Annotated in this window: 25 protein-coding genes; 20 read left to right on the forward strand and 5 right to left on the reverse strand. The window is 52.7% G+C overall.

Translation table 11 applies throughout. The features are described 5' to 3' along the window. From ACQKP4_RS16475 to ACQKP4_RS16545, 15 genes are all read left to right on the forward strand, one after another. Positions 1-348: YceD family protein (locus ACQKP4_RS16475; protein ID WP_427634725.1), on the forward strand; the 348-nt coding region annotated here is incomplete at its 5' end. A gap of 13 nt (positions 349-361) precedes the next feature. After that, a complete protein-coding gene (rpmF, locus tag ACQKP4_RS16480) occupies positions 362-544 on the forward strand; it encodes a 50S ribosomal protein L32 (protein WP_008152339.1) in 183 nt (60 codons plus the stop codon). 4 nt (positions 545-548) lie between these two features. Then, the gene (plsX, locus tag ACQKP4_RS16485; RefSeq protein ID WP_427634726.1) at positions 549-1559 is read left to right on the forward strand and encodes a phosphate acyltransferase PlsX; all 1011 of its coding nucleotides are present in this window, start codon (positions 549-551) and stop codon (positions 1557-1559) included. A gap of 125 nt (positions 1560-1684) precedes the next feature. Beyond that, complete coding sequence (gene fabD / locus ACQKP4_RS16490) at positions 1685-2623, forward strand: ACP S-malonyltransferase (protein ID WP_427634727.1); 939 nt, start codon at positions 1685-1687, stop codon at positions 2621-2623. 16 nt (positions 2624-2639) lie between these two features. Next, positions 2640-3383 carry a 3-oxoacyl-ACP reductase FabG gene (fabG, locus tag ACQKP4_RS16495; RefSeq protein ID WP_427634728.1) on the forward strand — a complete coding sequence of 248 codons (744 nt, stop codon included), beginning with the start codon at positions 2640-2642 and terminating at the stop codon, positions 3381-3383. A 191-nt stretch (positions 3384-3574) separates the two neighbouring features. After that, positions 3575-3811: an acyl carrier protein gene (acpP, locus tag ACQKP4_RS16500; protein ID WP_427634729.1), complete on the forward strand. Its 237-nt coding sequence runs from the start codon at positions 3575-3577 to the stop codon at positions 3809-3811. Between the two features lie 109 nt (positions 3812-3920). After that, entirely contained in the window at positions 3921-5165 is a 1245-nt protein-coding gene (gene fabF / locus ACQKP4_RS16505) for a beta-ketoacyl-ACP synthase II (protein ID WP_427634730.1), read from the forward strand. After that, the gene (gene pabC, locus ACQKP4_RS16510) at positions 5165-5980 is read left to right on the forward strand and encodes an aminodeoxychorismate lyase (protein WP_427634731.1); all 816 of its coding nucleotides are present in this window, start codon (positions 5165-5167) and stop codon (positions 5978-5980) included. Before fabF ends, pabC begins: the two co-directional genes overlap by 1 nt. Before the next feature lie 3 nt (positions 5981-5983). Next, positions 5984-7162, forward strand: coding sequence for an endolytic transglycosylase MltG (gene mltG, locus ACQKP4_RS16515; protein ID WP_427634732.1), 1179 nt, complete (start codon positions 5984-5986; stop codon positions 7160-7162). Positions 7163-7336: 174 nt separating this feature from the next. Next, positions 7337-7972, forward strand: coding sequence for a dTMP kinase (gene tmk / locus ACQKP4_RS16520; protein WP_427634733.1), 636 nt, complete (start codon positions 7337-7339; stop codon positions 7970-7972). Between the two features lie 10 nt (positions 7973-7982). Then, a complete protein-coding gene (locus ACQKP4_RS16525; protein ID WP_427634734.1) occupies positions 7983-10004 on the forward strand; it encodes a hypothetical protein in 2022 nt (673 codons plus the stop codon). A gap of 13 nt (positions 10005-10017) precedes the next feature. Continuing rightward, entirely contained in the window at positions 10018-12030 is a 2013-nt protein-coding gene (locus ACQKP4_RS16530; RefSeq protein WP_427634735.1) for a tyrosine-type recombinase/integrase, read from the forward strand. Beyond that, positions 12020-13006 (forward strand): hypothetical protein, encoded by a 987-nt coding sequence (locus tag ACQKP4_RS16535; RefSeq protein WP_427634736.1) that lies wholly within the window; start codon positions 12020-12022, stop codon positions 13004-13006. Before ACQKP4_RS16530 ends, ACQKP4_RS16535 begins: the two co-directional genes overlap by 11 nt. Continuing rightward, positions 13007-14284, forward strand: a complete 1278-nt coding sequence (locus tag ACQKP4_RS16540) for a site-specific integrase (protein ID WP_427634737.1) — start codon at positions 13007-13009, stop codon at positions 14282-14284. A 197-nt stretch (positions 14285-14481) separates the two neighbouring features. Next, entirely contained in the window at positions 14482-14625 is a 144-nt protein-coding gene (locus ACQKP4_RS16545; protein ID WP_427634738.1) for a hypothetical protein, read from the forward strand. A 34-nt stretch (positions 14626-14659) separates the two neighbouring features. On the opposite strand, the gene ACQKP4_RS16550 is transcribed toward ACQKP4_RS16545, so the two are convergent. Then, positions 14660-15790, reverse strand: a complete 1131-nt coding sequence (locus ACQKP4_RS16550) for a hypothetical protein (protein WP_427634739.1) — start codon at positions 15788-15790, stop codon at positions 14660-14662. 130 nt (positions 15791-15920) lie between these two features. On the opposite strand from ACQKP4_RS16550, the gene ACQKP4_RS16555 reads away from it, so the two are divergent. After that, positions 15921-18065: an AAA family ATPase gene (locus ACQKP4_RS16555; RefSeq protein ID WP_427634740.1), complete on the forward strand. Its 2145-nt coding sequence runs from the start codon at positions 15921-15923 to the stop codon at positions 18063-18065. Positions 18066-18713: 648 nt separating this feature from the next. Here ACQKP4_RS16555 and gmtX read toward each other — a convergent pair. The 4 genes from gmtX to ACQKP4_RS16575 form a co-directional block, all read right to left on the reverse strand. After that, positions 18714-19004, reverse strand: a complete 291-nt coding sequence (gmtX, locus tag ACQKP4_RS16560; protein ID WP_427634741.1) for a gamma-mobile-trio protein GmtX — start codon at positions 19002-19004, stop codon at positions 18714-18716. Between the two features lie 227 nt (positions 19005-19231). Beyond that, positions 19232-20377 carry an epoxide hydrolase family protein gene (locus tag ACQKP4_RS16565; RefSeq protein WP_427634742.1) on the reverse strand — a complete coding sequence of 382 codons (1146 nt, stop codon included), beginning with the start codon at positions 20375-20377 and terminating at the stop codon, positions 19232-19234. 150 nt (positions 20378-20527) lie between these two features. Beyond that, positions 20528-21328 (reverse strand): hypothetical protein, encoded by an 801-nt coding sequence (locus ACQKP4_RS16570; RefSeq protein ID WP_427634743.1) that lies wholly within the window; start codon positions 21326-21328, stop codon positions 20528-20530. 150 nt (positions 21329-21478) lie between these two features. Then, a complete protein-coding gene (locus tag ACQKP4_RS16575; RefSeq protein ID WP_427634744.1) occupies positions 21479-21934 on the reverse strand; it encodes a helix-turn-helix domain-containing protein in 456 nt (151 codons plus the stop codon). A gap of 174 nt (positions 21935-22108) precedes the next feature. On the opposite strand from ACQKP4_RS16575, the gene ACQKP4_RS16580 reads away from it, so the two are divergent. The 4 genes from ACQKP4_RS16580 (at position 22109) to ACQKP4_RS16595 (ending at position 25368) form a co-directional block, all read left to right on the forward strand. Further along, positions 22109-22840, forward strand: coding sequence for a metallophosphoesterase (locus tag ACQKP4_RS16580; protein WP_427634762.1), 732 nt, complete (start codon positions 22109-22111; stop codon positions 22838-22840). Between the two features lie 123 nt (positions 22841-22963). Then, positions 22964-23272 carry a hypothetical protein gene (locus tag ACQKP4_RS16585; protein WP_427634745.1) on the forward strand — a complete coding sequence of 103 codons (309 nt, stop codon included), beginning with the start codon at positions 22964-22966 and terminating at the stop codon, positions 23270-23272. Between the two features lie 111 nt (positions 23273-23383). After that, positions 23384-23827, forward strand: a complete 444-nt coding sequence (locus ACQKP4_RS16590; RefSeq protein ID WP_427634746.1) for a DUF6957 family protein — start codon at positions 23384-23386, stop codon at positions 23825-23827. A gap of 344 nt (positions 23828-24171) precedes the next feature. Next, positions 24172-25368, forward strand: a complete 1197-nt coding sequence (locus ACQKP4_RS16595) for a HipA domain-containing protein (RefSeq protein WP_427634747.1) — start codon at positions 24172-24174, stop codon at positions 25366-25368. The last annotated feature ends 175 nt before the right edge of the window (positions 25369-25543 follow it).

Genomic DNA, 25543 nt, shown 5'->3' on the forward strand with positions numbered 1-25543 from the left:
ACCTCGGTTACGCCGGGCCGGCAGATCGTCTTCGAACGGGTCAAGGATTACTGGGGCAAGGACCTCGCGGTCAATCGCGGGTGCAGTTATGCTGTGGTGAAGGAGGGTGCGAATACCCAGTCGTTGCCGAAAGGTTATGACGTGCTGGAACTGGGCGAAGATCCATTGGATCTGCAGTCACTGATCGAGGAGGAGCTTCTGCTCGCCTTGCCCATTGTGCCTGCTCATCATCCGGAAGAATGCCAGCAGCCGGCGGGTCTCGATGAGCCCGAACCGAGCGAGGACGAGTCAACGCGGTCCAACCCGTTCAGTGTATTGGCGCAGTTAAAGCGTGACCCAAACGTTTAGGAGTTAATCAATTATGGCTGTTCAGCAGAACAAAAAATCCCGCTCTGCCCGTGACATGCGTCGTTCGCACGACGCCCTGACGGCAAGCACTCTGTCTGTAGAAAAAACCACCGGTGAAATTCACCTGCGTCACCACGTATCGCCAGAAGGCGTATACCGTGGCCGTAAAGTGATCGACAAGGGCGCTGACGAGTAATCACTTGTCTGCTCAAGTCATCGCGATTGACGCAATGGGCGGGGACTTCGGTCCCCGCAGCATTGTTCAGGCCAGCCTTGCTTGCCTGTTGGCTACACCCTCGCTGCACCTGACCCTCGTCGGTCAACCTGCCCTCCTTGAAGAATTGCTCTCTGGCCAATCGGCTATGGATCGCTCGCGCCTGTCGATTACCCCAGCGTCTGAAATCATCACCATGGACGAGAAACCTGCGCAGGCATTGCGCGGCAAGCCCGACTCGTCGATGCGCGTGGCGCTTGAATTGTTGCGTGACGGCAAGGTTCAGGCCTGTGTCAGTGCTGGCAACACCGGCGCACTGATGGCGTTGTCGCGGTATGTGCTAAAGACTTTGCCGGGCATTGATCGTCCGGCGATGGTGGCGGCGATTCCGACGCAAAAGGGTTATTGCCAGTTGCTCGACCTGGGGGCCAACGTCGATTGCAGTGCCGAACATTTGCTGCAGTTTGCGGTGATGGGTTCGGTCGCGGCGCAAACCCTGGGCATCGTTCGCCCGCGGGTTGCCTTGCTGAACATCGGCACCGAAGACATCAAGGGCAATCAGCAGGTCAAGCTGGCGGCCACCTTGCTGCAAGCCGCTCGCGGCATCAACTACATCGGTTTTGTCGAAGGTGACGGTCTGTACCGGGGCGAAGCGGATGTGGTGGTGTGTGACGGTTTTGTCGGCAATATCCTGCTCAAGTCCAGTGAAGGTCTGGCGACCATGATTGCCGGGCGTATCGAGGCCTTGTTCAGGAAAAACCTCGCGTCGAAAATGGTCGGTGCGTTGGCGCTGCCGTTGATGAAGCGTCTTCAGGCCGATTTGGCACCTGCGCGACATAACGGCGCGAGTTTCCTCGGCTTGCAGGGGATTGTGGTGAAAAGTCACGGTTCGGCCGGGGTTCAGGGGTTTCAGAGCGCCATTCAGCGTGCCGTGATCGAGATTCAGGAAAATCTCCCGGAGCGGATTCGCGGTCGTCTGGAGGAATTGTTGCTTTAGGCGTTTTCGTCGGACAATGCTTAAATGTGACCGCTCAGTTCAATTGGCCATCCAACTGTCAGTTTCTTGAGTCCCCCAAGCGGGACGTCATTTCTCCGACGACAAGATCATTAGGGGCTTGTTACATGTCTGCTTCCCTCGCATTCGTCTTTCCGGGACAGGGTTCGCAGTCCCTCGGCATGCTGGCCGAGTTGGGCGCGCAACATCCGGTTGTCCTCGACACTTTCAAAGAAGCTTCCGATGCTCTGGGTTACGACCTGTGGGCGCTGACCCAGCAAGGGCCGGTAGAGCAACTCAATCAAACCGATAAAACCCAACCGGCCATTCTGACCGCCTCGATCGCCTTGTGGCGTCTGTGGCTGGCAGAAGGCGGTGCGCGCCCGGCTTATGTCGCCGGCCACAGCCTGGGCGAATACAGCGCCTTGGTCGCGGCGGGCAGCCTGAGCCTGGGTGATGCGGTGAAACTGGTCGAGCGTCGTGGCCAGTTGATGCAGGAAGCCGTTCCGGCCGGGCAGGGCGGCATGGCCGCGATCCTCGGTCTGGACGATGCTGACGTGCTGGCAGCCTGCGCTGAAGCGGCGCACGGCGAAGTGGTCAGCGCGGTGAACTTCAACTCCCCGGGCCAAGTAGTTATCGCGGGTGCCAAGGACGCGGTCGAACGCGCCATTGAAGGCTGCAAGGCCCGTGGCGCCAAACGCGCCATGCCATTGCCCGTCAGCGTGCCGTCGCACTGTGAGCTGATGCGTCCGGCCGCCGAGCGTTTCGCCGAGTCGATTGCCGCCATCGACTGGCAGGCTCCGCAAATCCCGGTGGTGCAGAACGTCAGCGCCAGCGTGCCGGCCGATCTGCAAACCCTCAAACGCGATCTGCTTGAGCAGCTCTACAAGCCTGTGCGCTGGGTTGAATCGGTCCAGGCATTGGCGGCCAAGGGTGCGACCGAATTGGTCGAATGCGGCCCTGGCAAAGTGCTGGCCGGCCTGAACAAACGCTGCGCCGAAGGCGTGTCGACATCCAACCTCAATACCCCAGACGCTTTCGCTGCCGCTCGTGCAGCGCTGGCCTGAATCAGGAGAAACTTGCATGAGTCTGCAAGGTAAAGTTGCACTGGTCACCGGCGCAAGCCGTGGTATCGGCCAGGCCATCGCCCTTGAGCTGGGTCGTCAGGGCGCCATCGTGATTGGCACCGCGACCTCTGCTTCCGGAGCCGAGCGCATCGCTGCGACCCTGAAAGAAAACGGTATCCAGGGCACTGGCCTTGAGCTCAACGTCACCAGCGATGAATCCGTCGCGGCGGTGCTGGCGAGCATCGCGGCTCAGTTCGGTGCGCCGGCGATCCTGGTCAATAACGCCGGTATCACCCGCGATAACTTGATGATGCGCATGAAAGATGACGAATGGCATGACGTCGTCGATACCAATTTGAACAGTCTGTTCCGCCTGTCCAAGGGTGTTTTGCGCGGCATGACCAAGGCCCGTTGGGGACGAATTATCAGTATTGGCTCGGTTGTGGGTGCCATGGGCAACGCAGGCCAAGTAAACTACGCAGCCGCCAAGGCCGGTCTGGAAGGTTTCAGCCGTGCGCTGGCGCGTGAAGTCGGTTCGCGTTCGATTACGGTAAACTCGGTGGCCCCAGGGTTCATCGACACCGATATGACCCGCGAGCTGCCTGAGGCACAGCGTGAAGCCTTGCAGACGCAGATTCCGCTGGGTCGTCTGGGGCAAGCTCAAGAGATCGCGTCTGTGGTCGCTTTTCTTGCATCCGACGGTGCGGCTTACGTTACTGGGGCTACAATCCCGGTGAACGGCGGGATGTACATGAGTTAAATGTGACGGACTGCTTCAAAAAAATGTCATACGAGCTGTCTAAAATCCGTTATAAAGCTGCAATCTATTTATAGGCAGAGGGCTGTCGGGTTTGAGGAGTGAAGCTTTCAGTTGAAAAGCTGAAAAGTCTTTCTATACACTTACCCACTGGCCAGCTGCCTGAATTTATCCATTAGGAGTGAAAACAAGGTATGAGCACCATCGAATTGCGCGTCAAGAAAATCGTTGCTGAGCAACTGGGCGTTAAAGAAGAAGAAGTGGTCAACACTGCTTCCTTCGTTGAAGACCTGGGTGCCGACTCCCTTGACACCGTTGAGCTGGTGATGGCTCTGGAAGAGGAATTCGAGACCGAAATCCCTGACGAAGAAGCTGAGAAGATCACTACTGTACAAGCCGCAATCGATTACGTTACTAACCATCAGGGTTAATAGCTTGTAAACGTTGCTTGCTGTCATGGAAAAACCGCACTGCTATCACGGCGTGCGGTTTTTTCTTTAGGCCTGATGCAAAAGTCGTCATTTGAAAAAGGAGAGTGCTGTGTCGCGTAGACGCGTCGTAGTCACCGGTATGGGTATGTTGTCGCCACTGGGCACGGATGTGCCGAGCAGTTGGCAGGGCATTCTGGCTGGCCGCAGTGGCATTGGTCTGATCGAGCACACTGACCTTTCTGCCTACTCCACCCGCTTTGGCGGCTCGGTGAAGGGCTTCAATGTCGAGGAATACCTGTCAGTCAAGGAAGCGCGCAAGCTCGACCTGTTCATTCAGTACGGTCTGGCCGCAGGGTTTCAGGCGGTGCGCAACGCAGGTCTGGAAGTCACTGACGCCAACCGCGAGCGCATCGGCGTGGCCATGGGTTCGGGTATTGGTGGTTTGACCAATATCGAAGAAACCAGCCGCACCTTGCATGATTCCGGCCCACGGCGGATCTCTCCGTTTTTCGTGCCTGGCTCGATCATCAATATGATTTCCGGTTTCCTGTCCATCCACTTGGGCGCACAGGGACCTAACTACGCCATCGCCACTGCATGTACCACCGGTACGCACTGCATTGGCATGGCGGCTCGCAACATCATGTACGACGAAGCCGACGTGATGATTGCCGGTGGCGCCGAGATGGCGGCGTGCGGTCTGGGCATGGGTGGCTTCGGTGCCTCTCGTGCGCTGTCGACCCGCAACGACGAACCGACCCGCGCCAGCCGTCCCTGGGACAAGGGTCGTGATGGCTTTGTATTGTCCGACGGTGCCGGTGCGCTGGTGCTGGAAGAGCTGGAGCACGCCAAGGCTCGTGGCGCGACCATTTATGCCGAGCTGATCGGTTTCGGCACCAGTGGCGATGCGTACCACATGACGTCGCCTCCCGCCGATGGCGCCGGTGCCGCACGTTGCATCACCAACGCCCTGCGTGACGCCAAGGTCAACGTCGATCAGGTTCAGTACGTCAACGCCCACGGCACTTCGACCTCGGCCGGCGACCTCGCCGAAGCCTGCGCGATCAAATCGGTGTTTGGCGATCACGCCTACAAACTGGCGGTCAGTTCGACCAAGTCCATGACGGGTCACCTGCTGGGTGCCGCCGGCGCGGTCGAGGCGATCTTCAGCGTGCTGGCGATCAACAGCCAGGTGGCGCCGCCAACCATCAACCTCGATGAGCCGGACGAAGGCTGCGACCTCGATTTCGTGCCGCATACGGCGCGTAACATGGACATCGATGTGGTGCTCTCCAACTCCTTCGGGTTCGGTGGCACCAATGGCTCGCTGGTGTTCCGCCGGTTTGCCGACTGATGGACAGCTGGGTCGACGGTCAGCCGGCTGACACTCTGTCGCTGAAGGATCGCGGCCTGGCTTACGGTGATGGGCTGTTCGAGACCATCGCCGTGCGGGACGGCCAGCCGCTGTTGCTGGATCGGCATCTGCTGCGTTTGGCGCAAGGCTGCACGCGCCTTGCGATTGCTTCCGACCACGAACTGATCCGCAGCGAATTGCTGGCCTACGCCACAGCGCTCGGTGAAGGCGTGCTGAAACTCATCGTCACGCGTGGCGATGGTTTGCGCGGTTATGCCGCCGATCCTTCAGCGACAGGCCGGCGCATTCTGCAAGGCAATCCTCCTGTCGCTTATCCCGCCGTGCATGGCGAGCAGGGCATCCGACTGTTTCCCTGCGCCACACGACTTTCACGCCAACCTATGCTGGCCGGGCTCAAACACCTGAACCGCCTGGAGCAAGTGATCGCCCGCGCCGAATGGCACGACACCGAGCATGCCGAAGGCTTGATGCTCGATCAGGCTGGTCGCGTGATCGAAGGCGTCTTCAGCAATCTGTTCCTGGTGCGTGATGGGGTGCTGATCACCGCCGATCTGAAACGCTGCGGCGTGGCTGGCGTGATGCGCGCCGAATTATTGTTTCAAGCCGAGTCATTGGCGATCCCCACACAAATCACCGACATCACCCTCGATCAGCTGCAATGGGCTGATGAAGTCTTTGTCTGCAACAGCGTGTATGGCATTTGGCCGGTGCGCGCCTATGCTGCGCTGAGCTGGCCGGTTGGGCCGCTCACCCGTAAACTCCAAACCATTGCTCGTGCGCTATTGGATGCTTGATACGTGAGACGTAAATTCTTGCTGCTGCTGGAAACCGGGCTGGTTCTGGCAGGCCTGCTGTTAGGCGCTTCTGCCTGGAAAATCCATTCGGCGCTGGAACAGCCGCTGAACATCACCCAGGAAGCCTTGCTGGACGTGCCCAAAGGCACGACACCCACCCGCACTTTTTATCGACTCGAAGCCGATGGCGTCATCAAGGATGCGTTCTGGCTGCGGGTATATTGGCGTTTCAATCTCCCCAAACAACCGCTGCACAGCGGCGAGTACCGCATGCAACCGGGCATGACGGTCGAAGGCTTGATCGAGCTGTGGAAGCGCGGGGAAATGGTTCAGTACAGCCTGACGTTGGTCGAGGGCTGGAATTTCCATCAAGTCCGCGCAGCGTTGGCCAAGGCTGAAAAACTTGACCAGACCCTGAGCGGTTTGAGCGACAGCGAAGTGATGGACAAACTTGGTCACGCCGGCGTATTCCCGGAAGGGCGATTCTTCCCTGACACCTACCGCTACGTGCGTGGCATGTCCGATGTCGAGCTGCTGAAAAAAGCCTACGAGCGCCTCGACGAGGTGCTTGCCAAGGAATGGGAGCAACGCGCTGCCGACGCGCCGTACACCGACCCCTATCAGGCGCTGATCATGGCCTCGCTGGTGGAAAAGGAAACCGGCGTGCCGCAAGAGCGCGGGCAGATCGCCGGCGTTTTTGTTCGGCGAATGGCGATCGGCATGCTGCTGCAGACCGATCCGACCGTGATCTACGGTTTGGGCGATCGGTACAGCGGCAAGTTGACTCGCGCCCACCTCAAGGAAGCGACGCCTTACAACACCTACGTCATTTCCGGATTGCCGCCGACCCCGATTGCCATGGTTGGTCGCGAAGCGATTCATGCGGCATTGAACCCCGTGGCCGGCAACAGTCTGTATTTTGTTGCGCGCGGTGATGGCAGCCACGTGTTCTCGGATGATCTGGACGCGCACAACACCGCCGTGCGTGAGTTCCAGCTCAAGCGCCGCGCCGACTACCGGTCCAGCCCCGCGCCTGCGACGGCACCCGAGGCGGCGCCGTCCGGTGAAGCGATTCCGGCGGCTTCGCCTGATACGGCGCCCGAAGAGGCATCACCGGTACCGGTAGCGCCGCAAGAATCCGCGCCCGCACCGCAAACAACCACGCCGCAAAGCCCGCAATGACTCTGATTAAGGACTGCCTGTGACTGGCTTGTTTATTACTCTGGAAGGCCCGGAAGGCGCCTTACATCGCTATTAGCCTTCATGTCAACCTTGACAGTTACATCGCTCCCTTCCAATATGTAAACCATTAGGAGTACTAAGAAAAGTACCCAAAAGCTGATGGGGAGTGGTGTGATGGGCAAGGGCTGCATGATCGTGTGTGACGGGAACAATGGCGCAGGTAAGACCACCGTCATCCGAGAGATCGAGAAACAGTTGTTGGCAGCCGGGAAAAAGGTTTTAGTTACCCGCGAACCCGGCGGTACCCCGATCGGCGAAAAAATTCGGGAAGTGGTGCTTAGTCCCGAGACCCCAGAGCTTTGTCCAACCACCGAACTGATGCTGTTCGCAGCTGCCCGCGCGCAGCACCTCAAAGAGAAGATCTGTCCTGCGATCGAAGCGGGGACGATCGTCGTCTGTGATCGCTTCACTCCAGCCACCATTGCGTTCCAGCACTATGGTCGTGGCATCCCCCTTGATCTGGTGCGCACGATCAACGATCTGGCGTTGGACGGATTTTCTCCTGATCTGAACATCATCCTGGACGTCGACCCTGTTATTGGCATGGCACGAGTCACTTCGAGGGGAGAGGGGCTTGACCGTATGGAACAGGAAAAACTCGATTTCTTGGTGCGGGCACGAGACGGATTTCTTGTTCAAGCCCAAGAGAGTCCAGAGAATTTTACGGTTGTGGACTCCTCACAGCCTCTTGAGGACGTGATCGCTCAGGTAAGCCTGGCAGTGCAGGCGTTATTGAATAGAATCGGCTGAGGCGGCTCTGATGCGTTATCTGCAGATGAACCATGAAATCACTGCCGTGACTTCGTTAGATGGCACCTCGATCCCTTGTAGCTATCTGGAACACGCGCTGTTTTCGTTCTCCAATCACCTCTGTGCTGGATTTCACTACGTATTCACGAAGTATGCTCCCGAGCGATCATATTCCAAGGGCTACGGCATCAGGACGGCAATCAATCGGTTTCTTGATTTCGTCGTCGAGCACAGCGGTCAAAGTCATCCGGAATTGCATATTGTTTCGTTTGAGCGGATGGGAGCAGAGGAATACCGTTCGTTTGAACAATACCTCCAACGCAACAACCTCTCTACTGATCTTGCGGTTCGTCTAAAAGGCGCGTTGGTCAATACGGCTAAATCCTTCAATGATGGCATGCCGCTGCTGACATTGCCGCTCATTGCAGCCCCCGCGTCAGTTCCAAGAGAACCATTGAGCGAGCCGGCTTACGAGCAGTTGACGGCGTTTTTGAAAGACTACATCGACAAGCTACGGGTCAAGCTCGAATTCAGAAAGACGGTCGAGCAAGGCGTGCCTTACGAAAAGTATGAGGTGCGAGAGTTTTGCAGGGAGCTTGCTGAACCTCCCACCGAAAAGAACACGAATCAGGAGCGCACTAAAGTCGCCCATCGCCCAATCGCTTGGACAATTGATCCTGTGCGAGCGTTGGCGACATTGCTGCAGTACGGCCATCCGTTTTACGTACCACTTAAGTATTTTACTGCGCGTTACGACGATGCGCTGAACAAAACCTTGAGCTCTACCGGCCGGGAGCCAATGGATTTTGTGTATTCGGTGTGTCGAGAAGGAGGATTACTCAGACGATATTCGCCCGACTCCATCGAGTTTGAAGAGCTCTTGGGCCTCTACTATCCGACACTGACCGATCAAGTGGCGATTGCCATTTTTTTAACGCTGCAAACAGGTTGGAACAAAGAAACGGTTTTGGCTTTAAACAAGGATAACCATCAGCACGTCCTGACCACTTCGATTACGAGTAAAAAGCTACTCATCGTTTCTGAGAAGCAAAAATCGCAAAGTAGTAAGCTTCCTTATTTTAATCCCAAACAATTTTCTGCATTTACTGATAAGGCTGATAAGTATTCAAGTTATAACTTGATTCAATTAGCCAAGGCTCTATCCGAACCTCTTGGTAAACAACCTCGTGACGCACATGCCCCCAATCCAACAAAGATGCCAAACCCTCTCTTTCTGGGTATTCGAGGTGTACGCGGATGGTTGAATGTATCGGAAAAACACCCCGGTAGAATAGTTTCGCTTACATCCCAGACAGGCTGGAATGACGCTGTCAGAGAGTTGTTAAACGCAGCAAATATTATTGATTCGGGTAATCGCCTGGAGTCGGCTGAGGATATTGACGGAAGGCTGCGGGTCACCTGGATTCAATACGTCCGGAACAAACGTGGCCACCCTCTGAGCTTGATTGCACTAGCGCAAGGCCATAGCGAAGTCGAAACGACAGATGTCAGTTATGACAGTTCAGGAGCTGCAATGGCCCGTCGTCGTGTGAGATTGCGAGCTGCTCAAGAAGAGCTGATGGATATGTTTCGCAATGGTGAGTTCCAAGGCTTGCTCGCTAATCATAACTTCGACGCAGTCAAAGTGTCTCAGTTTCGACTCTTTACGATTCCAGGTCATGAGAAGCCGCTGTGGGCTTGCATGGATTCGTATAATCCAACATACCCAGGGGTTATTCCGATAAAAGATGCGCGCTGCTCTAGGATTGAAAAGTGCCTTTTTTGCAGCCAAATCTATATTTTGGAAGATTCGCTGCCCTATCTAATGGAGCGGCTAGCTCTGTTGCAGCGCAATGCAGAGCGCAATCCTGACTTCGATCCGGATGCCATTGCAGAGATGACGATCATTCAATATGTGCTGGACAGCTGGGGTGATCAGGAAGCATTGGATATCGCTCGAAGCTACTTGCGCCATTACGATGCGCTTTTACCTGTAGACATGCGTTCCTTGCGTATTTTTTTCGAAGATTAATGAGGGTTGAAGGATGAAAGAAAAAGACGAATCCTTTGATGCGCTCATCGAAGAAATTGAAAGCCAAGCGCGTGATGCAGCTAAGGCATACTTCGCAGAGCTGAACGAAGTCGCTCAAGGTACCAAGGTTCAGGTTATCAGTGGGCTGCTATCCAAGCTGAAGTTGAATCCTGGGGGCGATTTTCCGGTATCACAGTATGCGCAATACCATGAGGATCGCTGGGTTTTGTTGCGCCGACCCGGTCAGACTATTGTTCAAGTACTGTTCAATAGCGCCATGGCTGGCAGTAATGATCTCAAAAAAGTCATGGTCTATCATCTGATCCCTAACTTTCATCCATTTGGGACTGTTCGTAGTTTTATTTCGACGCAAACATATGCGACATCTCATGGCTATCTTGAGCAATTTCTATTGCGCGAAAACGATCTCAGTGCCAGGCCTGAAGACCTGCAAGTGATTACGACTCAGATGGTCAATCTTGCGTTGGACGATGCGCGAGATAAAGGGGCTGGGCGCGCCTATTGGTTGTTGTTTTTTTATATTAACTTTTGGATCTCCTTGTCAGAGCAGAAGTTGATTCCGCAAGAATATCGTTTGCAGGTCAAGGCTGTGGACGTGAATACTAAGGAGAGACAGCAGGATGTGTACGCGAGAATTGAATCGCAAAGTACTGGCTGGACTCCCTTTTCTGAAGATGACTTAAAGTCTTTACTGACATACGCGTTTCATTGGACTGAAAAAGCCATTCCAGTGGTAGAGCAAGCTCGCGAGTTTCTCGAAGGGTGGGGAGCACTAGAAAGAGTCTCGGCGACAAATCGAGCGCATATTGATGAAGAGTTTGAGGCAGCTTTAAGCAAAACCATTGACGGAGAGTCACCAGTCGTAGGTTATTCCAGGACTCAAAGTGCTACAGGCTACTACACTTACTTCTGGCGGGCATCATATGGCTTAGCGTTGGATAAAATACGGAATGGTATTTTTATATTGTTTTCCCTGATGACAGGGCTGCGTGTTAGTGAGCTTTCATTAATTGAGTTTGATGACGTTTTCCAAAAGGCGGATGGTCTTTGGTATGTCAGTATTACCCGGTTCAAAACCGCATCGGATCCGAACTACTTTGGAGAAGTGGATGAAATATCCATTCCCGATTTTTTAGGGGAGCAAATTTTTTCGTACCGTGCTCTTCGGGAGTTTGGCGGGTTCTTACGCAAAGGATATTTGTTTCAACCAGTCAGTAAGCCCAAAGAAGTTAATTTTGTTGACCGTATGATTAAGAATTTGGCGTCGAATCTCAGTGCGGAGGTTGGTGTCGATTCGATCCATCCTCACAGGTTCAGGAAAACGATTGCAGAAATGCTCATCAACCGTTCTGAGCGCAATATTGATCTGATCCGCATGTTGTTTGGACACAAGTCTTACAAAATGTCGTTAAGGTACATTGCGCGCAACCCGTACCTGGTGGCTTCGATCGTTGAGGCTATGAAAGAGCATTACACGGCCGATTTTGTGAATGTCGTTCGGGAGATCCAAGCGGGAAGGTATTCAGGGAATTCGGTTGATAAGCTCGCAACGGACGTACTGTCCCGCCCTGAACTGTTCACAGGCAAGATGCTGCGTTTGACGGTACTGGATTACGTCTCCCACATCCTGGACGGGGGTGGAGCATTTTTCATTCAGCGTACAGTACTCAATACGTTCTGCTTGACAGGGGACTCGCTCGATGAAGGGCCAATGCCTCCTTGCTTGGAAGGCAAGGTTGACTTGATTTACCCGTTAAAACCGGATGTTTCCAACTGTAAAGTTTATTGTCAGTACGTCGTAGCGACGGGCGAGTCCGAAGAATCCCTTCAGCACAACATTAAATTTTACCGATCTGTAAAGGCCAGTCAGTCAAAGCTATCCAATGCTGCCGCTTTTGAGTTAGAGAAAAAAATCGAGGCCAATGAGCGTCTGTTGGCAGACTACGAGCGACATAAACAATTGAACCAAATGGCTACTAATAAAGGCGTTGAATATGGCCGTTAGTGACACTGAAGCGAAGATCGTGCAGATCATTACCGATCATTATTTGGGCGGGGCTCAGGAACGGCTGACCATACAGGTCGTGTCCGAGCGAGCGAAAATATCTCGGCAGGCATTTCATAAAAACTACCTTCATCTGAAGCCTTACATTACCGGTGAAAAGCCGGTTGATGAGCTTTTGGTAAGAGAAACGTTGCCGGCAGAGCACGTGATTTTTCAAAGTCAGCAATTGATACGTAGTTTACAAGAGACGATAACCAAACTTCGCTCTGGCATGCAAGCGGAGGTGGAAAAGATAAAGCAGAGTTACATCACCACTTTAATGAATCGCGACCTCAGCATAAAATACTCTGATTTGTTACGTGAAGAGTTAAAGAAGAAGGCCCTGCAAGTCGAGATTCTTAAAGGGGAGAAAGATGAGCTCAAGAACCAGCTATCATTGGTATCCAGTGGTGTCCACCTGAACGATGCTAGAAAACAGGGTGAGGTCATCGCTGATATTGTTTTGACGTACGAGGCCGATTTGAGTGGTGCGAAAGCACTTTATGCCAAAGATCAAGATATTGAAAATTATCTTGAACTCAAGAGAGTTGCAATACAGAGCACGCAGGAAAAAATTAACAAATTTCTTCGAAAAGAATCCATGCCAGTGGTTATTTTTCAGGAGCGATATCTAAATCGATTCGATAAGTTTGTAGGTGGTGAGTTTGCGCGCGCGACCAGTCCTAGGGTTGTAGCGTGCATTCCGTTATTTTCTAGAAGTGAAATGAAAGTGTTCGTGGCCGGTCTAAAAGGAGCGACGACGATAGAGGTTTACGCGCCGCACAATGATAGCGATATTATTATGAAGGCTCAGCGCAAATTTTTATTTCATGATGTTCCGGAATTTGAATTTAAGACTGCCGATAAGGAGCCGTACCCTACGGTGTACGATGGTTTTAGCCGTGTAACTATTTTTAAAGTGGAGCAGGGTGATTAAATGCTCCAGATTTCACGCGAACTGATTTCGTACAAAACGGTTAGGGGTAAGGAGGTCTCTCATTACGTATTGATCGCTCATGAAGGTAAGAATAGGGTTTTAATTAGTCACGTAAATTTGTATTTGTACGAGAATACGCGCGCCTCAAACGCCACGTCGAACAAATACTCAAGCGTGCTCTCCGGCTTTTATTCTTACTTGTCTACGCTTGATAAATTCAAACTTGTACCTGTGGGTAGTTATCACACTCTTGCTGATAATGAGGATATCAAGAGTTGGCAGGAGGCTAGGCAAACCGCCCGCGTTAAAACACAAAAAGCCTTTCCAACGTCTGAAACCATATTCAACGACGCGCAACGTGTAGTCAATTTTTTCGCGTGGTTAAAGAAAGAGCATTTTGAGATATGTGTTGATGTGCAGTTCAGAACTTGGATAGCCAATTTCAAAAGTGACCAGTTGTTGAGTCATATTCAACGCAAAGCAGAAGTTACCATTGATTTTAAAAATATCACCGTGCTCGATCGTGAAAGACGGCAACAACAGTCGTATTCGCTTATCACGAATGACGAAATCAAGACACTGATTCGGAGTTATCCAGATCCGGTATACGCGGCGCTATTCAAATTATCCTTGGGCACGGCTATGCGCCCCTCAGAGCTTTGCAAGTTTCCATACATAGGTAACGGGGCGAATAGCCATATCCAACCTTATGAGAATATGGTCAAAGAAGGCGCGACTGTCCCCTATCTCATAAGTCTCAGTAAAGGATTCAAGTCCCGTACCATACGGGTCAATTTGGCCGATTTAAAAGCTTTGGAAGAGCATTATATCAAGCCGCATTATCACGAGCGTGCCAGGTTGTACAAGGAGCGGTACGGAAAAAAGTGTCCACCGTCCATATTATTTCTGACGGCGCAAGGAGTACCCATTACATCTAAAATGATTTCAGATCGAACTCTTGCGGCGAAAAAACTCGCGATGGCTACTAACAGCCAATTTAGGGAGTCCGTGGTTTTTTATGATGCCAGGCATTGGTGGCCAACAATGTTTTTGATCAAGCGGTTCAAGCAAGGCCTGCTTGAGGACTCTACCGTTGTGAGGGATATGGCTGCTATTCAAGCTATCACTCAACAGATGGGGCACGATAATTTTAGTACAACCTATAACCATTACATCGACCAAGCCAGGCTGCTTCTATTGGCCCAAGAAGGTTACGTAAACGACCTGGTAACGAATCCCGACCAAAGTGTGGAAGAATTTATTGAGTGTTCTTCGTGATGGTGTGACGTAGGCGCCGTCCACCCAGCTATCATTTGTCCGTGCTCCGTGCTCCGTGCTCCGTGCTCCGTGCTGCGTGCACTGGAGAGTTGGGGCGTTTTTTATTTTTTGTGTCCTGTGCACCTGTAGCGCAGACGCTGATGATTCGAAACGTCGCAATCAGCGACGCCTGCTGCCATGCATACAGGAGTTACCCTATGACCAAGCAATCCCCCAAACGAAGTAACCACAACGCCGACATCAGCAATCGCAACAAAGGTACGCCCGGTACGAATGTTACCGTGGACAAAAACCAGGGCAATCGCAGCAAACAACTGACTGAAAATCGAATTAGAAATTAATCAGCGAGGGGAGGCGGGCACGAACTGCCCGCCGTTATGAAAGTGGCTTTCCGAGGAGAGCCCGCGCCTTTCGAAACTCGTCAGCGTAAGTATCAAACACCTCCTGAATGTGCCAGCAGGGCAAATCCTTCTGCATCATTTCTCGAAGCAGCACCGCGTTGAGCCAAGCAAATTTGAATTTTCTGTTGTGTGCTGAGGCGCTGCTCCACAGACCGCCATGCTGATCGAGCAGGGGTTGCACAGCCTCCAGCAGAGTCTCCAACACTGAATCGCGAGGTTTGCCAGGGTGCGCTTCTTCCCAACGCCTCAGCGTCCGTTGCTTATCGGAAATGTCTAGATAGCGGCCGGCTAAAACCTCCCCCAAAAACGCGCTCGCCCTCCCGTTACTACTAAAGCCGCTGTCCTGCGCTAAGCCACGCAACTGCTCGGCAATGGGGCGGCTCCAATGGCCTGATTGCTCATTAAACTGAGGCACTAGATTCTTCAGTAGAATTTCGTTTGATAGCCCGGCGTCAATAACGGCCGCCCAGTCCCGCACGCTGATTTCCGCGACTACCCATGCACAGAATCGGATAACGACGGCAAACATGTCAGCGATTCTGTTGTGCTCAAACAAAGGTGAGTCGAGCAGACCCGGCTCCTTATTTCTCCAATCGTAAGCCGACATCCTGGATACGCTACCCAAGCACCCCAGCTCCCGAGTCAACCTGGAGAAAACGACCGTGCGAACCTTCTCGCCAGTGGTAATGCAGGCCGGAAGTAGCTCGCATCCGAACTTTCTATCGAGCTCTATCCAAGTCCTCCAATAAGCATTTGATCGTGGATCTCGTAGAAGCTGTGCGTGAAGAAGGCCTTTCCATTCATGCTCTGATTGCCAAAGAGCGTCCGCGTCGGCCGGGAGATCAAGCGCCGCGTTGTCCTCTATCATCGAGTTGATAGACGCAATGCTCGAAGGTCTCACGGGAGGCTGTGCGTCCGAGGAGAGAAACCATTTGTCCAGGCTCTTCCAACTGGGCCATTCCGGCTTTTTTAGGTCTGAGTTTTCATAGGTGCTTTCAAGCGCCGTAGTCCCGTACACCAGTGTGATCAGGGTGGACACGGGGATAAAAAACAGAAAGCCAGGGACATGGGGAAGCTGTCGATCAAGCGATTTATTGGCGTCCATATTATTCCGCATCCGTGAGTGTGATCAGCGGCAGGAGTGAGCTCCCGACCAGGATAGGTGACGGTGCTTTCCAACAGCTGGCGGCGGGAATACGATGGCTTTTGGATATCCCAAAGCCAAGGATAGCGTCATGATAAAAAACATCATCCTACGAGGTGTGTCGAGCTATTCACCTGACAAGAACTCAACCATTGGCCCGTTGACGAAAGTCAATGTGTTCTACGGACACAACGGCACTGGTAAGACCACCATTGGTAACTACCTCCAAGATCCTGCAGATCTGGTCTACCACCAATGCAGCGCATTGCCTTCAGATGCAGAACGTGAGGTGCTGGTATACAACCACATCTTTACGGAAAGCAATTTTCACGCTAGCTCTCAACCAGGCGTTTTTACACTGAACGAAGGCAACATCGAAGCAGGGAAGGCCCTAGAAGCTGCCGAGTCTGCACTCAAGAAGCTCACAGAAGAACGCCAGGCTGTGGTGGTGTCAGGAAATTCGCTTGGTGAGGCTCAGAAGGTCAACAAGGGTGAATTACAAGACCGCATCTGGGCATTGAAAAAGACTTTTGACAACGCGCCCTTGAAGTACTGTTTTGCCTCCCTGAACACCAAGGAAAAACTGACAGAGAAAGTGGTCGCGCTCAATCTGGTTCCGACTTCCGATACATATGAGTCACTCACGGCAGAGGCTGAGCAACTGCAACTAGCCAGTGATGCTGTGCTGCCGGGGATACCCGTACTGAGCTTTGCTGAGGGTGAAATAGAAGGCCACGTCTTACTCATGGAGACCATTACCGGGTCAGGTGACTCGTATTTGTCGGCCCTGATAAGCGAATTAGGCAACTCCGATTGGGTCAAGCAAGCCTTGGGTTTTGTACCCAAAGGGGAGGAGCGCTGTCCCTTTTGCCAGCAACAACTGCCTGTCCAGTTTTATGATGAAGTCAGAAGGGTTTTCGATAAAACGTATGAGCAACGAATTGGACAACTCACTTCGCTAAAAAGCCGATACGAAGCTGGCGTAGCTCGCCTGCAGTCCCAGTATCGTCGCACTGAATACCAGCTGCCTGCATTCCAACCGCACATCGCGAACCTGGAAGCGAAACTGCGTCTGAACATTCAGAGCCTCTCAGCTAAAGTTGCCAGCCCATCTGTCCCGATCATGCTGACATCAACTGCAGATGCCCTTGCAGACCTCAATGCCCTGATAAGGATTGAGCAAGCAAAAATCGATGTGATCAACCTCAAGGTAAGGGACAAGAAAACACATTTGGAGCAGATCAAAACGCGCTTCTGGAACTACTTTCGCTCGAACTGCGATGCGTTGATAACCTCGGCAAGAAAGGTACACAACGACTATTCATCGCAGCGGGAAGAAAAACGCAACGCATTGGAAGCCATTCGCGCGCAGGAACAACTCCATCAGGACATCATCAACGACAGCAGATCAAAAATCACGAACATCGATCAGTCCATCGATAGCATCAATGCTTCCCTCCACATGCTTGGACTGAAAGGTTTTACGGTGGTGAGGGAGGAGGGCGAGCTTCCTCGGTATCGACTCCAACGACCGGGTCAGCAGGCGGGTGTTTTCAAGACGCTCAGTGAGGGTGAGAAAACCCTCATCTCCTTCCTCTACTTTCTGGAGGTCTGTAACGGTGAGTTGGACGGCAAGGGCGGCAAGCTTAAAAGCCACCGCATCATCGTCATCGACGATCCCATATCTAGCCTTTCCCACAACTACATCTACGATATCGCTTCGATGATTTATCGTCGCGTGCTCAGCCCTAAGGAACGTTTCAAGCAGGTATTCATCCTTACCCACAACCTGTTCTTCTTCCACGAAATGCTAAAGCACCTGAGGAAGTCAGACGAGTTTTCCCTGTTCAGGATTACCAAGGCGGTGTACAGCTCGATCACGCCGATGAAGTCCACCGACGTGCAAAACGACTACCAGTCTTTTTGGCAGACAATCAAAGATGCGCAGGAAGGTCGCACCTCCGTGACAGTCATTCCGAACATGATGCGCAACATCCTTGAGTATTACTTCGCCTTCGTGCACCGCCAAGATGTATTACAGAGCGCATTGCTGGAGCTTGCTGACGAGGACGCAGAATTTAGAGCCTTGTACCGTTACGTTAACCGGGAGTCTCATTCTGACGCTGTCAATATCACTGACTTCGGCGAAATTGCTCCTGAGCATTTTATAGAGAGATTTAAGCAGGTTTTCATCAAAACAGGCTTCGCTGAACACTACGAAAAGATGATGGGCTAATTGTGTGCCCGATCCTCCTCCTTGGCCTTCTTGGGGGATCTACCGCTGTTTGCAGGGCTGACAGCCAGTGACCGATAGAAAAGTCATTTTAGTGATCTGTATATATTTTCCAATAAAGATTGTACGAGTGATCTTCTGGCATTTTTATTAATATGTCTGGAGGAGGGTTGTCATTATATTATCTATGTTGAATACCGCAATTTTCTGTAAGTATGACAATATATTAAAATGTTCTTGGCTGGTTGTCGGGTAACTTTTTTTGAGTATTGTCATGAGGAATTGTCAATTGATTGATATTATCTAGTGAGCAAGATTCGGTAGACTTTTTTTATTTTAGAAAGTTGTTGACATTACTTTTTCGACCTAACATTCTCCCGCCCAGATTACCAAAAAAATTCATCTCGATTCATCGAGTGAGAACGTGTTCGCCCAAAAAAAAGGTACTGGAAGTTGAAGAAGCGCATCGTGATAGTGATCCTGTTGCTCTCCCTCTGGCCCACCTCCTTGGATGAGCTAGCCGTCTGTAAAAGTTATACGGAGAGTTCTGTTGAACACTGCAAGCCTGAGATTGAGCGCTTGGGACAGTTGAATCACTTGAGTTGGAAGTTGCCCTAGCTTGCTACTGCACGTGATATGAGAGGCATTAACTCATCGGTTCACTCGGCCAACCCAATTCTTCCTAGGGCTGAATTTCCTTCTAGGGCAAGCGGCAGCAAAAGCCTTTATCAGCGTTCGATAGTGCGCGGCCTTGGTGCTGCGAATACTCTCCGCTTTCGGCACGCCGCGATTTTCGCCTAGACGGGCCACAGTAGAAAACGCGAAGTCCAAGCTTCCACTGTCCGCATGTTCCTGGCACACCAGGAATATGGCATCCAGGGTTCGCTGCGTTCGTGCTGTGGCGTTTTTCTTTAGGTGTTCCAGGGTAGCCTTCGGACTCATCAGAAAGCGCTCAATTCAAGTGCGTATAACATGGCTTGGTTATTTGGTCGTTACGACGCATACCAGCTCTCGATCAACCCAAGGCGCGGTCTGCGGAGTGGGAGAAGGGCGAATCCGTGAGACTGAATTCGCGAAAAGCCCAACGAGTAGGGGCAGTTATTGTCCCGCTACACGTTGGGCTCAATTCGCTCCTGACGAAATCACCTCATCAGGAAAACGCCGGCCTATCAGCGAAGGCTTGCGAACGCTGCACGGACTTCAGCAACGAACAGTGCAGGTTGCTCGAAGGCTGCGAAATGGCCGCCTTTTGATACCTTGTTCCAGTAGATCAGGTTGCTGTAAGCCTGCTCGGCCCAAGCCTTCGGCGGTGTGTAGATTTCACCGGGGAATACCGATACGGCGACCGGCAAATCAAGTGGAACCGCACCAAAGTTGAGACCGGGATGTTCGGCATACATACGAGCCGAGGAAGCACCGCTATTGGTCAGCCAATACAACATGACGTTGTCCAGGATCTGGTCATACGAGAAAACATTCTCGGCCTGGCCATCGCTGTCGCTCCACGAAGCGAGTTTTTCATAGATCCAGGCGGCTTGGCCCACCGGCGAATCGGCCAGCGAAAAGCCGATGGTTTCCGGCCGTGTAGTCTGCAAGTCGTGGTAAGCAATGCCGTCAGAGGCGAACAGCATGCACTGGTCGATTGCTGTCTGCTCTTCTGCGCTCAGTTCTGCTGGAAGATCCGCAGGCAGAATGAACGGCAGGTTCACATGAATGGCCGCCAGACCATCGAGCTTCAGGCGCCCCATTTCGGTGGTCACCACGCTGCCCCAATCGCCGCCCTGAGCGACGTAGCGGGAGTATCCGAGACGGTTCATCAACTCGTGCCAGGCAGTACTGATGCGAGTCCGATTCCAGCCTTTAGTGGTCGGCTTGTCGCTAAACCCGTATCCCGGGATCGATGGCAGTACCAGGTGGAAAGCATCTTCGGCTTTTCCACCGTGAGCGGTCGGGTTCACCAGTGGATCAATAGTGTCCAGGAACTCGACAATTGATCCTGGCCAACCGTGGGTCATGATCAGTGGCATCGCATCGGCATGAGGCGATTTAATGTGCAGGAAGTGGATCCCCAAGCCGTCAATTTCGGTCTTGAACTGAGGGTAACCGTTCAAGCGAGATTCCAGACGACGCCAGTCGTACTGGGTACGCCAATATTCGACCAGGTCTTGTACCTTGGCCAGCTGTGCACCTTGAGACTGATCAGCGACGGTTTCGCGATCTGGCCAGCGGGTACCGTCTAGACGACGCTGTAAATCGTCGAGTTCAGCCTGCGAAATCTCAATTCGGAAGGGATTCAATTGGGTGCTATCGGACATGATCAGTTCCTGCTCTCATCGCTACATCAACAGCAAATGCGCCGTCGATTCATGTGAGGTCACTATGCCGAAGCCCTCCACGAAAATAAGCCAGCATAAGGGCAACGCTCTGTCTCCGTGACGGCGACAAAGTTGACGAGGTCGGACACTTCACTCGCACATGTCGCATGCTGTTTTGTAGTTGATGTACATCTCCCCTGAAGCGCTATGAGCATCATGGATGTGAGCGGGGTGATAGTGACCTTTGATGCATTCAGGTGGGATGTTCTGACCAATGACGTAGCAAGGCGCTGATCCCATACTGAGCGCTCGTCTCGTCTGCAATTGTCCCCACGCAGCCAGGATAGTTTTGGCGAGCGACAACTGTTGGCGGTGAGTAAGGTAAGACACGGGAATATCAACTTCCAAGACGGTCGGGATACCAAGGGTGCGCAAGCGCTGCCTGTAATCTTCATCCGGGTTGGAGCGAGTAAGCTTTGTAGCGAGGCCTAACAGGTACTCACTTCCATGGATGACATAGTGGCCAAATCCATTGATCATTTTGCCGTCGTCGGCAGTGAGAAAGATTTTTCCGGGTTCACCTCCAGATTGACTCTGCTCGATAGCGCGGTCGATTTCAGCAGGACTAACATCAGCGAAAATCTCCCTGAATTTACTAGCAATGCGCTTACTGTCTTGCCCTAGAAGCCCATGCGAATAATAAAGCGTGAGGCTTTCAGGGCGACAGCCGTGGAAAGCTTTCACGTGGGTGTAATACTTGGACATCCGTTCACAAAACGCTGGTACGAGAACTTCATGATTTGGCAACCAGGCCGGATCGTCAGCCCAACAGTTTGGTCGTTCGCGTTGCAAGTATTCGCGGGTTTGTTCCGGCAGTAGATCGTGAGCGTAAAAGCGAATCGAGTTGAGCCAACTGCGCCGATTGCGCCAGTCGAGTATTCGTTCCTTCATTCATCGAGTCCTAGAAAATTGCTGTACACAGGGCGCTGAGTATTTCCGGAAAGCTGTGAGAGTAGAGCGCGGTTTCGTGATGACCCAGAAAGTGGCCGGTCTCGGAGGCAGGTGTCAGTACAGGGAGTTTTTGAGGCAGCGCGACGCGGCTTAATCCTGACGATGCCAATGGCGCCGAACCGTCGATTCCGCCATCACCAATTCGCGTGCGATATCCGCTTGCGAGAAGCCTTTTTCCTTCAATGCTTGGACTTTCTCTCGGGTCTTTGCCGCTGCAGCGACACCCGGATGCGGTTTTGCTTCAACCTCCAATGGAATGGCGACCTTGAGCAGCGAGATTGACTGGAGATCTTTTTTGGCTAGCTCCAGGACGTCGCTGGCCGTCAGCTCATCTTGCGCCGCGCACACGAGGGCCATCAGCGCGACGGGGCTTAGCTCCATCGTTCTGGCGAGCTCAATGATGGCTTCAAGGCTGGGCGAGGTTTTTCCATTTTCGATTTGGCTCACATGTGACTGAGTGATATTTCCACTCAATGCTTCCTGCGTGAGTCCTCGCTTTTTTCGCAAGACCTTTAGCGCTGTGGCGAATGCGGTGCGCACAGACATTTTTCCGTTCCGTTAAAACAGAGTTGTATGCCCCGTTTGCCATCCGCCACTCAAATCTATATATTTATATTGATGGCGGTATCGGTTCGGTGTGCCCGTTGATGGCTCGCGAAAACCGACCATACCTCTGGGTTCGCTCTTTCAATTTAGCTGTAAATCGAGATCAGGCCATTGATCAAGCTTCATGTGCTCTCAGATCTGCACAACGAGTTTTCGCCCTATGTGCCCACATCCAGTACTTTTGACCTGGTGATTTTGGGTGGGGACATCGATGTCAAGGCGAGGGGCGTGACGTGGGCAAATGAAGTCTTTCAGTGCCCCGTCATCTACATTTGCGGGAATCACGAGTTCTATGGCGGTCACATTGATCACACACTGCGCAATATGAAGGAGGCCGCCTTACCGAACGTCCATGTCCTGGAAAACGAGACCTTTGTTTGGAATCAAACACGGTTCCTTTGTGCCACCGGGTGGACTGATTTTTCGTCGAGTGGAAACGTCGTTGCGGCAACCCAAACAGCATGGGATTGGATGAATGATTTTCGCGTGATCCGAATCGATAACAACTTTCGCCGGCTGCGCCCATCCGACCTCATCAGTCGAAACCACGCGTCGCTTGCTTGGTTGTCCAAGGCGCTCGATGAGCCATTCGATGGCAAAACTGTGGTCGTTACGCATCACGCACCCATACCCGAGGTTGCGGGTGATAAACATGAAGGGGATTTGAGTGCTGCTTACTCAAACCGTTGGCACGAGCTTCTGGATAAAGCGGATCTTTGGATTTTTGGACATACCCATCGTGCAGTTGATATCACGCTGGAGGGCTGTCGTGTGGTCTCGAACCCGAAGGGTTACCCAGGTGAGCAAACGGGCTTCGATCCCGGCTTTGTGATTGACCTCCCCTAAGGGCGCGCGTACCCATGCGTTGTGAGAAGGGCAGTTTCTATATTGATCGTTACGAGGGCTGAAGAATGTGTGAAGTAGGCAACGAAATGCGTGCCCCGGCTGACCTTGCAGCTGTGCTGCTTGATGACTGAGCAACAGCTTGCATCGTCCATTCCGGCAGCGGTTGCCGTGGCAATGGGAAAGGATTTCGGTATGCACGTTACCGCGTTCCTGTTCGCAGCCGTCGACAGTCCACCCGTCATCATGGGAACGATTTATGGCGATACCACAGGTCGTTTTCGAGAGGGTGCGAGTATGCGAACGTCCCGGATAATGGGCGTCACCTTTATCGACGGTTATTCATTATTTCAAACTGTGGGAGGCAGCCAATATCTCGTCGTGAGTTGGGCGATTGGCGGCGGCAATCTCTACATGAACCGCATTTATCACTGAGGGATCTGCAAACGCGGCGCGAAAAGGCTTTCGGGTTATCTAGGTATCAACGGGGATAGGGAAAATAATTCCTGTCTGATACTCGCGGGAAGAGCAGGTTAAAGCGAGATTATGAATACAAGCGTTACCGATACAGACCTGCTAGGCGATTTGCTTTTTGGGCCTGCGCAATCTCTTGGGGGGTCAAAGCTTGGCGATGATGAGTTGATCAAACTGGCCGCTGATAACTTCACAGAAAAACCATTTTGCATCGTTCGGCGGTGGCTGTTGTTGGATGTCATGCTCCCGGATATTCAAGAGAGGCAACTCAAAGCTAAAGGCCTTGAGGCGACTGTCTTGTATGCCCAAGCGGCGGTGTTTGACAGCCAGAGCAAACATCAACCTGGCGATAGTATCGTAACCGGTCACCTGCGCGACTTTGACGGATGCATATTCGAGACCGACGACAAAGTCTTCATCTTGGCCGGCCGTGGTGCGAGAAAGCACGTCAGTGCGCCTGCTTTTGAAGCGTTACGTGCTTTTAAAGATGCTGATGTTAATGAACGAGAGGCGTGAGCAGCCTGCATGGAAATTCGCCAGGGCTCCCCGTGTAGGCTTGCGGGAGATTGGAAAAAACACTTTGCAGTGGCAATGCCTTACTCGCGCTTGGATTGAATCGGGACGCTGATCGAAAAACTACTCCCCACTGTCCAGGAGTACCGACAGCACGCCAGAAACTCTGCGCACTCATATAAATCAAGGCACAGTGAGGCTTCGGTAATTTGCCGAGAGGTATGGAATCCATAACGCTTCAAATTCACTCGGATGGCCGTTGGCGCGATGCACTGGTACTCAGCTTCGACTCGCCTAGAGATAGCCTGCGAAGCCGATGCACAATCAACTACCAGCCCGAATACCTTGTGGATCAGTACATCCAACTGGGTACGGTTAAAGCGCCGGCCATCAGCGCGAACCTCCCGCTGGAATGGGATATTCGGCGTGAGCCTGCCCCAGCTTTTCTGCGAGATATTATCCCGGCCGGAGCTGGACGTCGGCACCTGTTGTCGAGAGCGGTAGTACCACCAGGGATGTCGATTGATCTCTTTCTGCTGCAGCAATTCGCTGCTGCTCCCATTGGCCATATGCGTATAAAAAGTGCCGCTGGAACGCTGTGTTCCGCACAGAAATTGACTGGTGGGTTTAACCGAGACGAGGTTATTCAGGAAGGCATGGGCATTCTCGACCAGGCCATGGAATCGGGAATGGTGATAAGGGGTGCCCTTGGCGCCGGCGGCGAAGCTAAAAAAATGCTGCTGGTCGAAGATGCTTGGGGGCAGCTTTATCCTGAAGGAGCGCTACGCGACGTTGATGTGTGTCGGCATTGGTTTGTTAAGTTCCCGCGTAACACTGCCACTCAATTAGATCGAGACATCCTGCATAGCGAATACTGCTTTTACCGCGCGCTGGACGAGTTGGGGATCGACACGATCGCCGCCGAGGGGCTGGCATACGAAGCAGCGAAGATACCTTGCATTTGGATGCAAAGATTTGACCGCAAGGTCTCTCCGGAAGGAGTGGAGCGAATCGCAGTGGAGTCGATGTATTCATTATGTGACGTCAGCGACCGAGGCAGTTGTTTGAATCATTTCGACGTCGTGGATCGGCTAGCAGAAACATGGATTGCTGCCGGCCAAGAGTCTGAAATACCGGACATGATTAGCGAATACTTGCGACGGGATTTGATCAATCAGGTCACCGGGAACACCGACAACCACGGCGGAAATCTATCGATCCTTCGGGGCAAGGAGCGAGTGAGCTTTGCACCGGTTTACGATCTTGCACCCATGGTGCTAGATGTTGAAGGCATAGTGCGGATCACCCGGTGGTCAGCACAGATAGAACGATTAGGTTCGGTCGATTGGGGGGCTGTGTGTGCTCGCTTCGTTCATAGGGCAGATCCGCAATGGATGTTCGATCGCTTGCAGGCGGATGCTAGGTTGCTGCTGGCGTTGCCGGATTTGCTACAGGATCTGGGGTTGCCCCAGGAAGTTTGGCGCTCGCCGATGATTCCGTTGAATCGTCTGGAGCATACGTTTCGTCGTTGGAAGTTGATGTGATTGATCCACTTCCAGTTACGAGATATTGAGCTCAAGCCAATGATCACGCCCGACGCAGTCAGTGTTCAGGGCGGATGAAAATGCCTGTTGAGCGCGAACGCAAAAGGGCGGTCAAGTCAGTGCAATTGCCTTGGTTGAGCACTTGTCCACGTTGCATCAACTCCACGACACAAGC

Origin of the sequence: Pseudomonas sp. NPDC086278 (assembly GCF_050280905.1) — a bacterium.
GTDB lineage: Bacteria > Pseudomonadota > Gammaproteobacteria > Pseudomonadales > Pseudomonadaceae > Aquipseudomonas.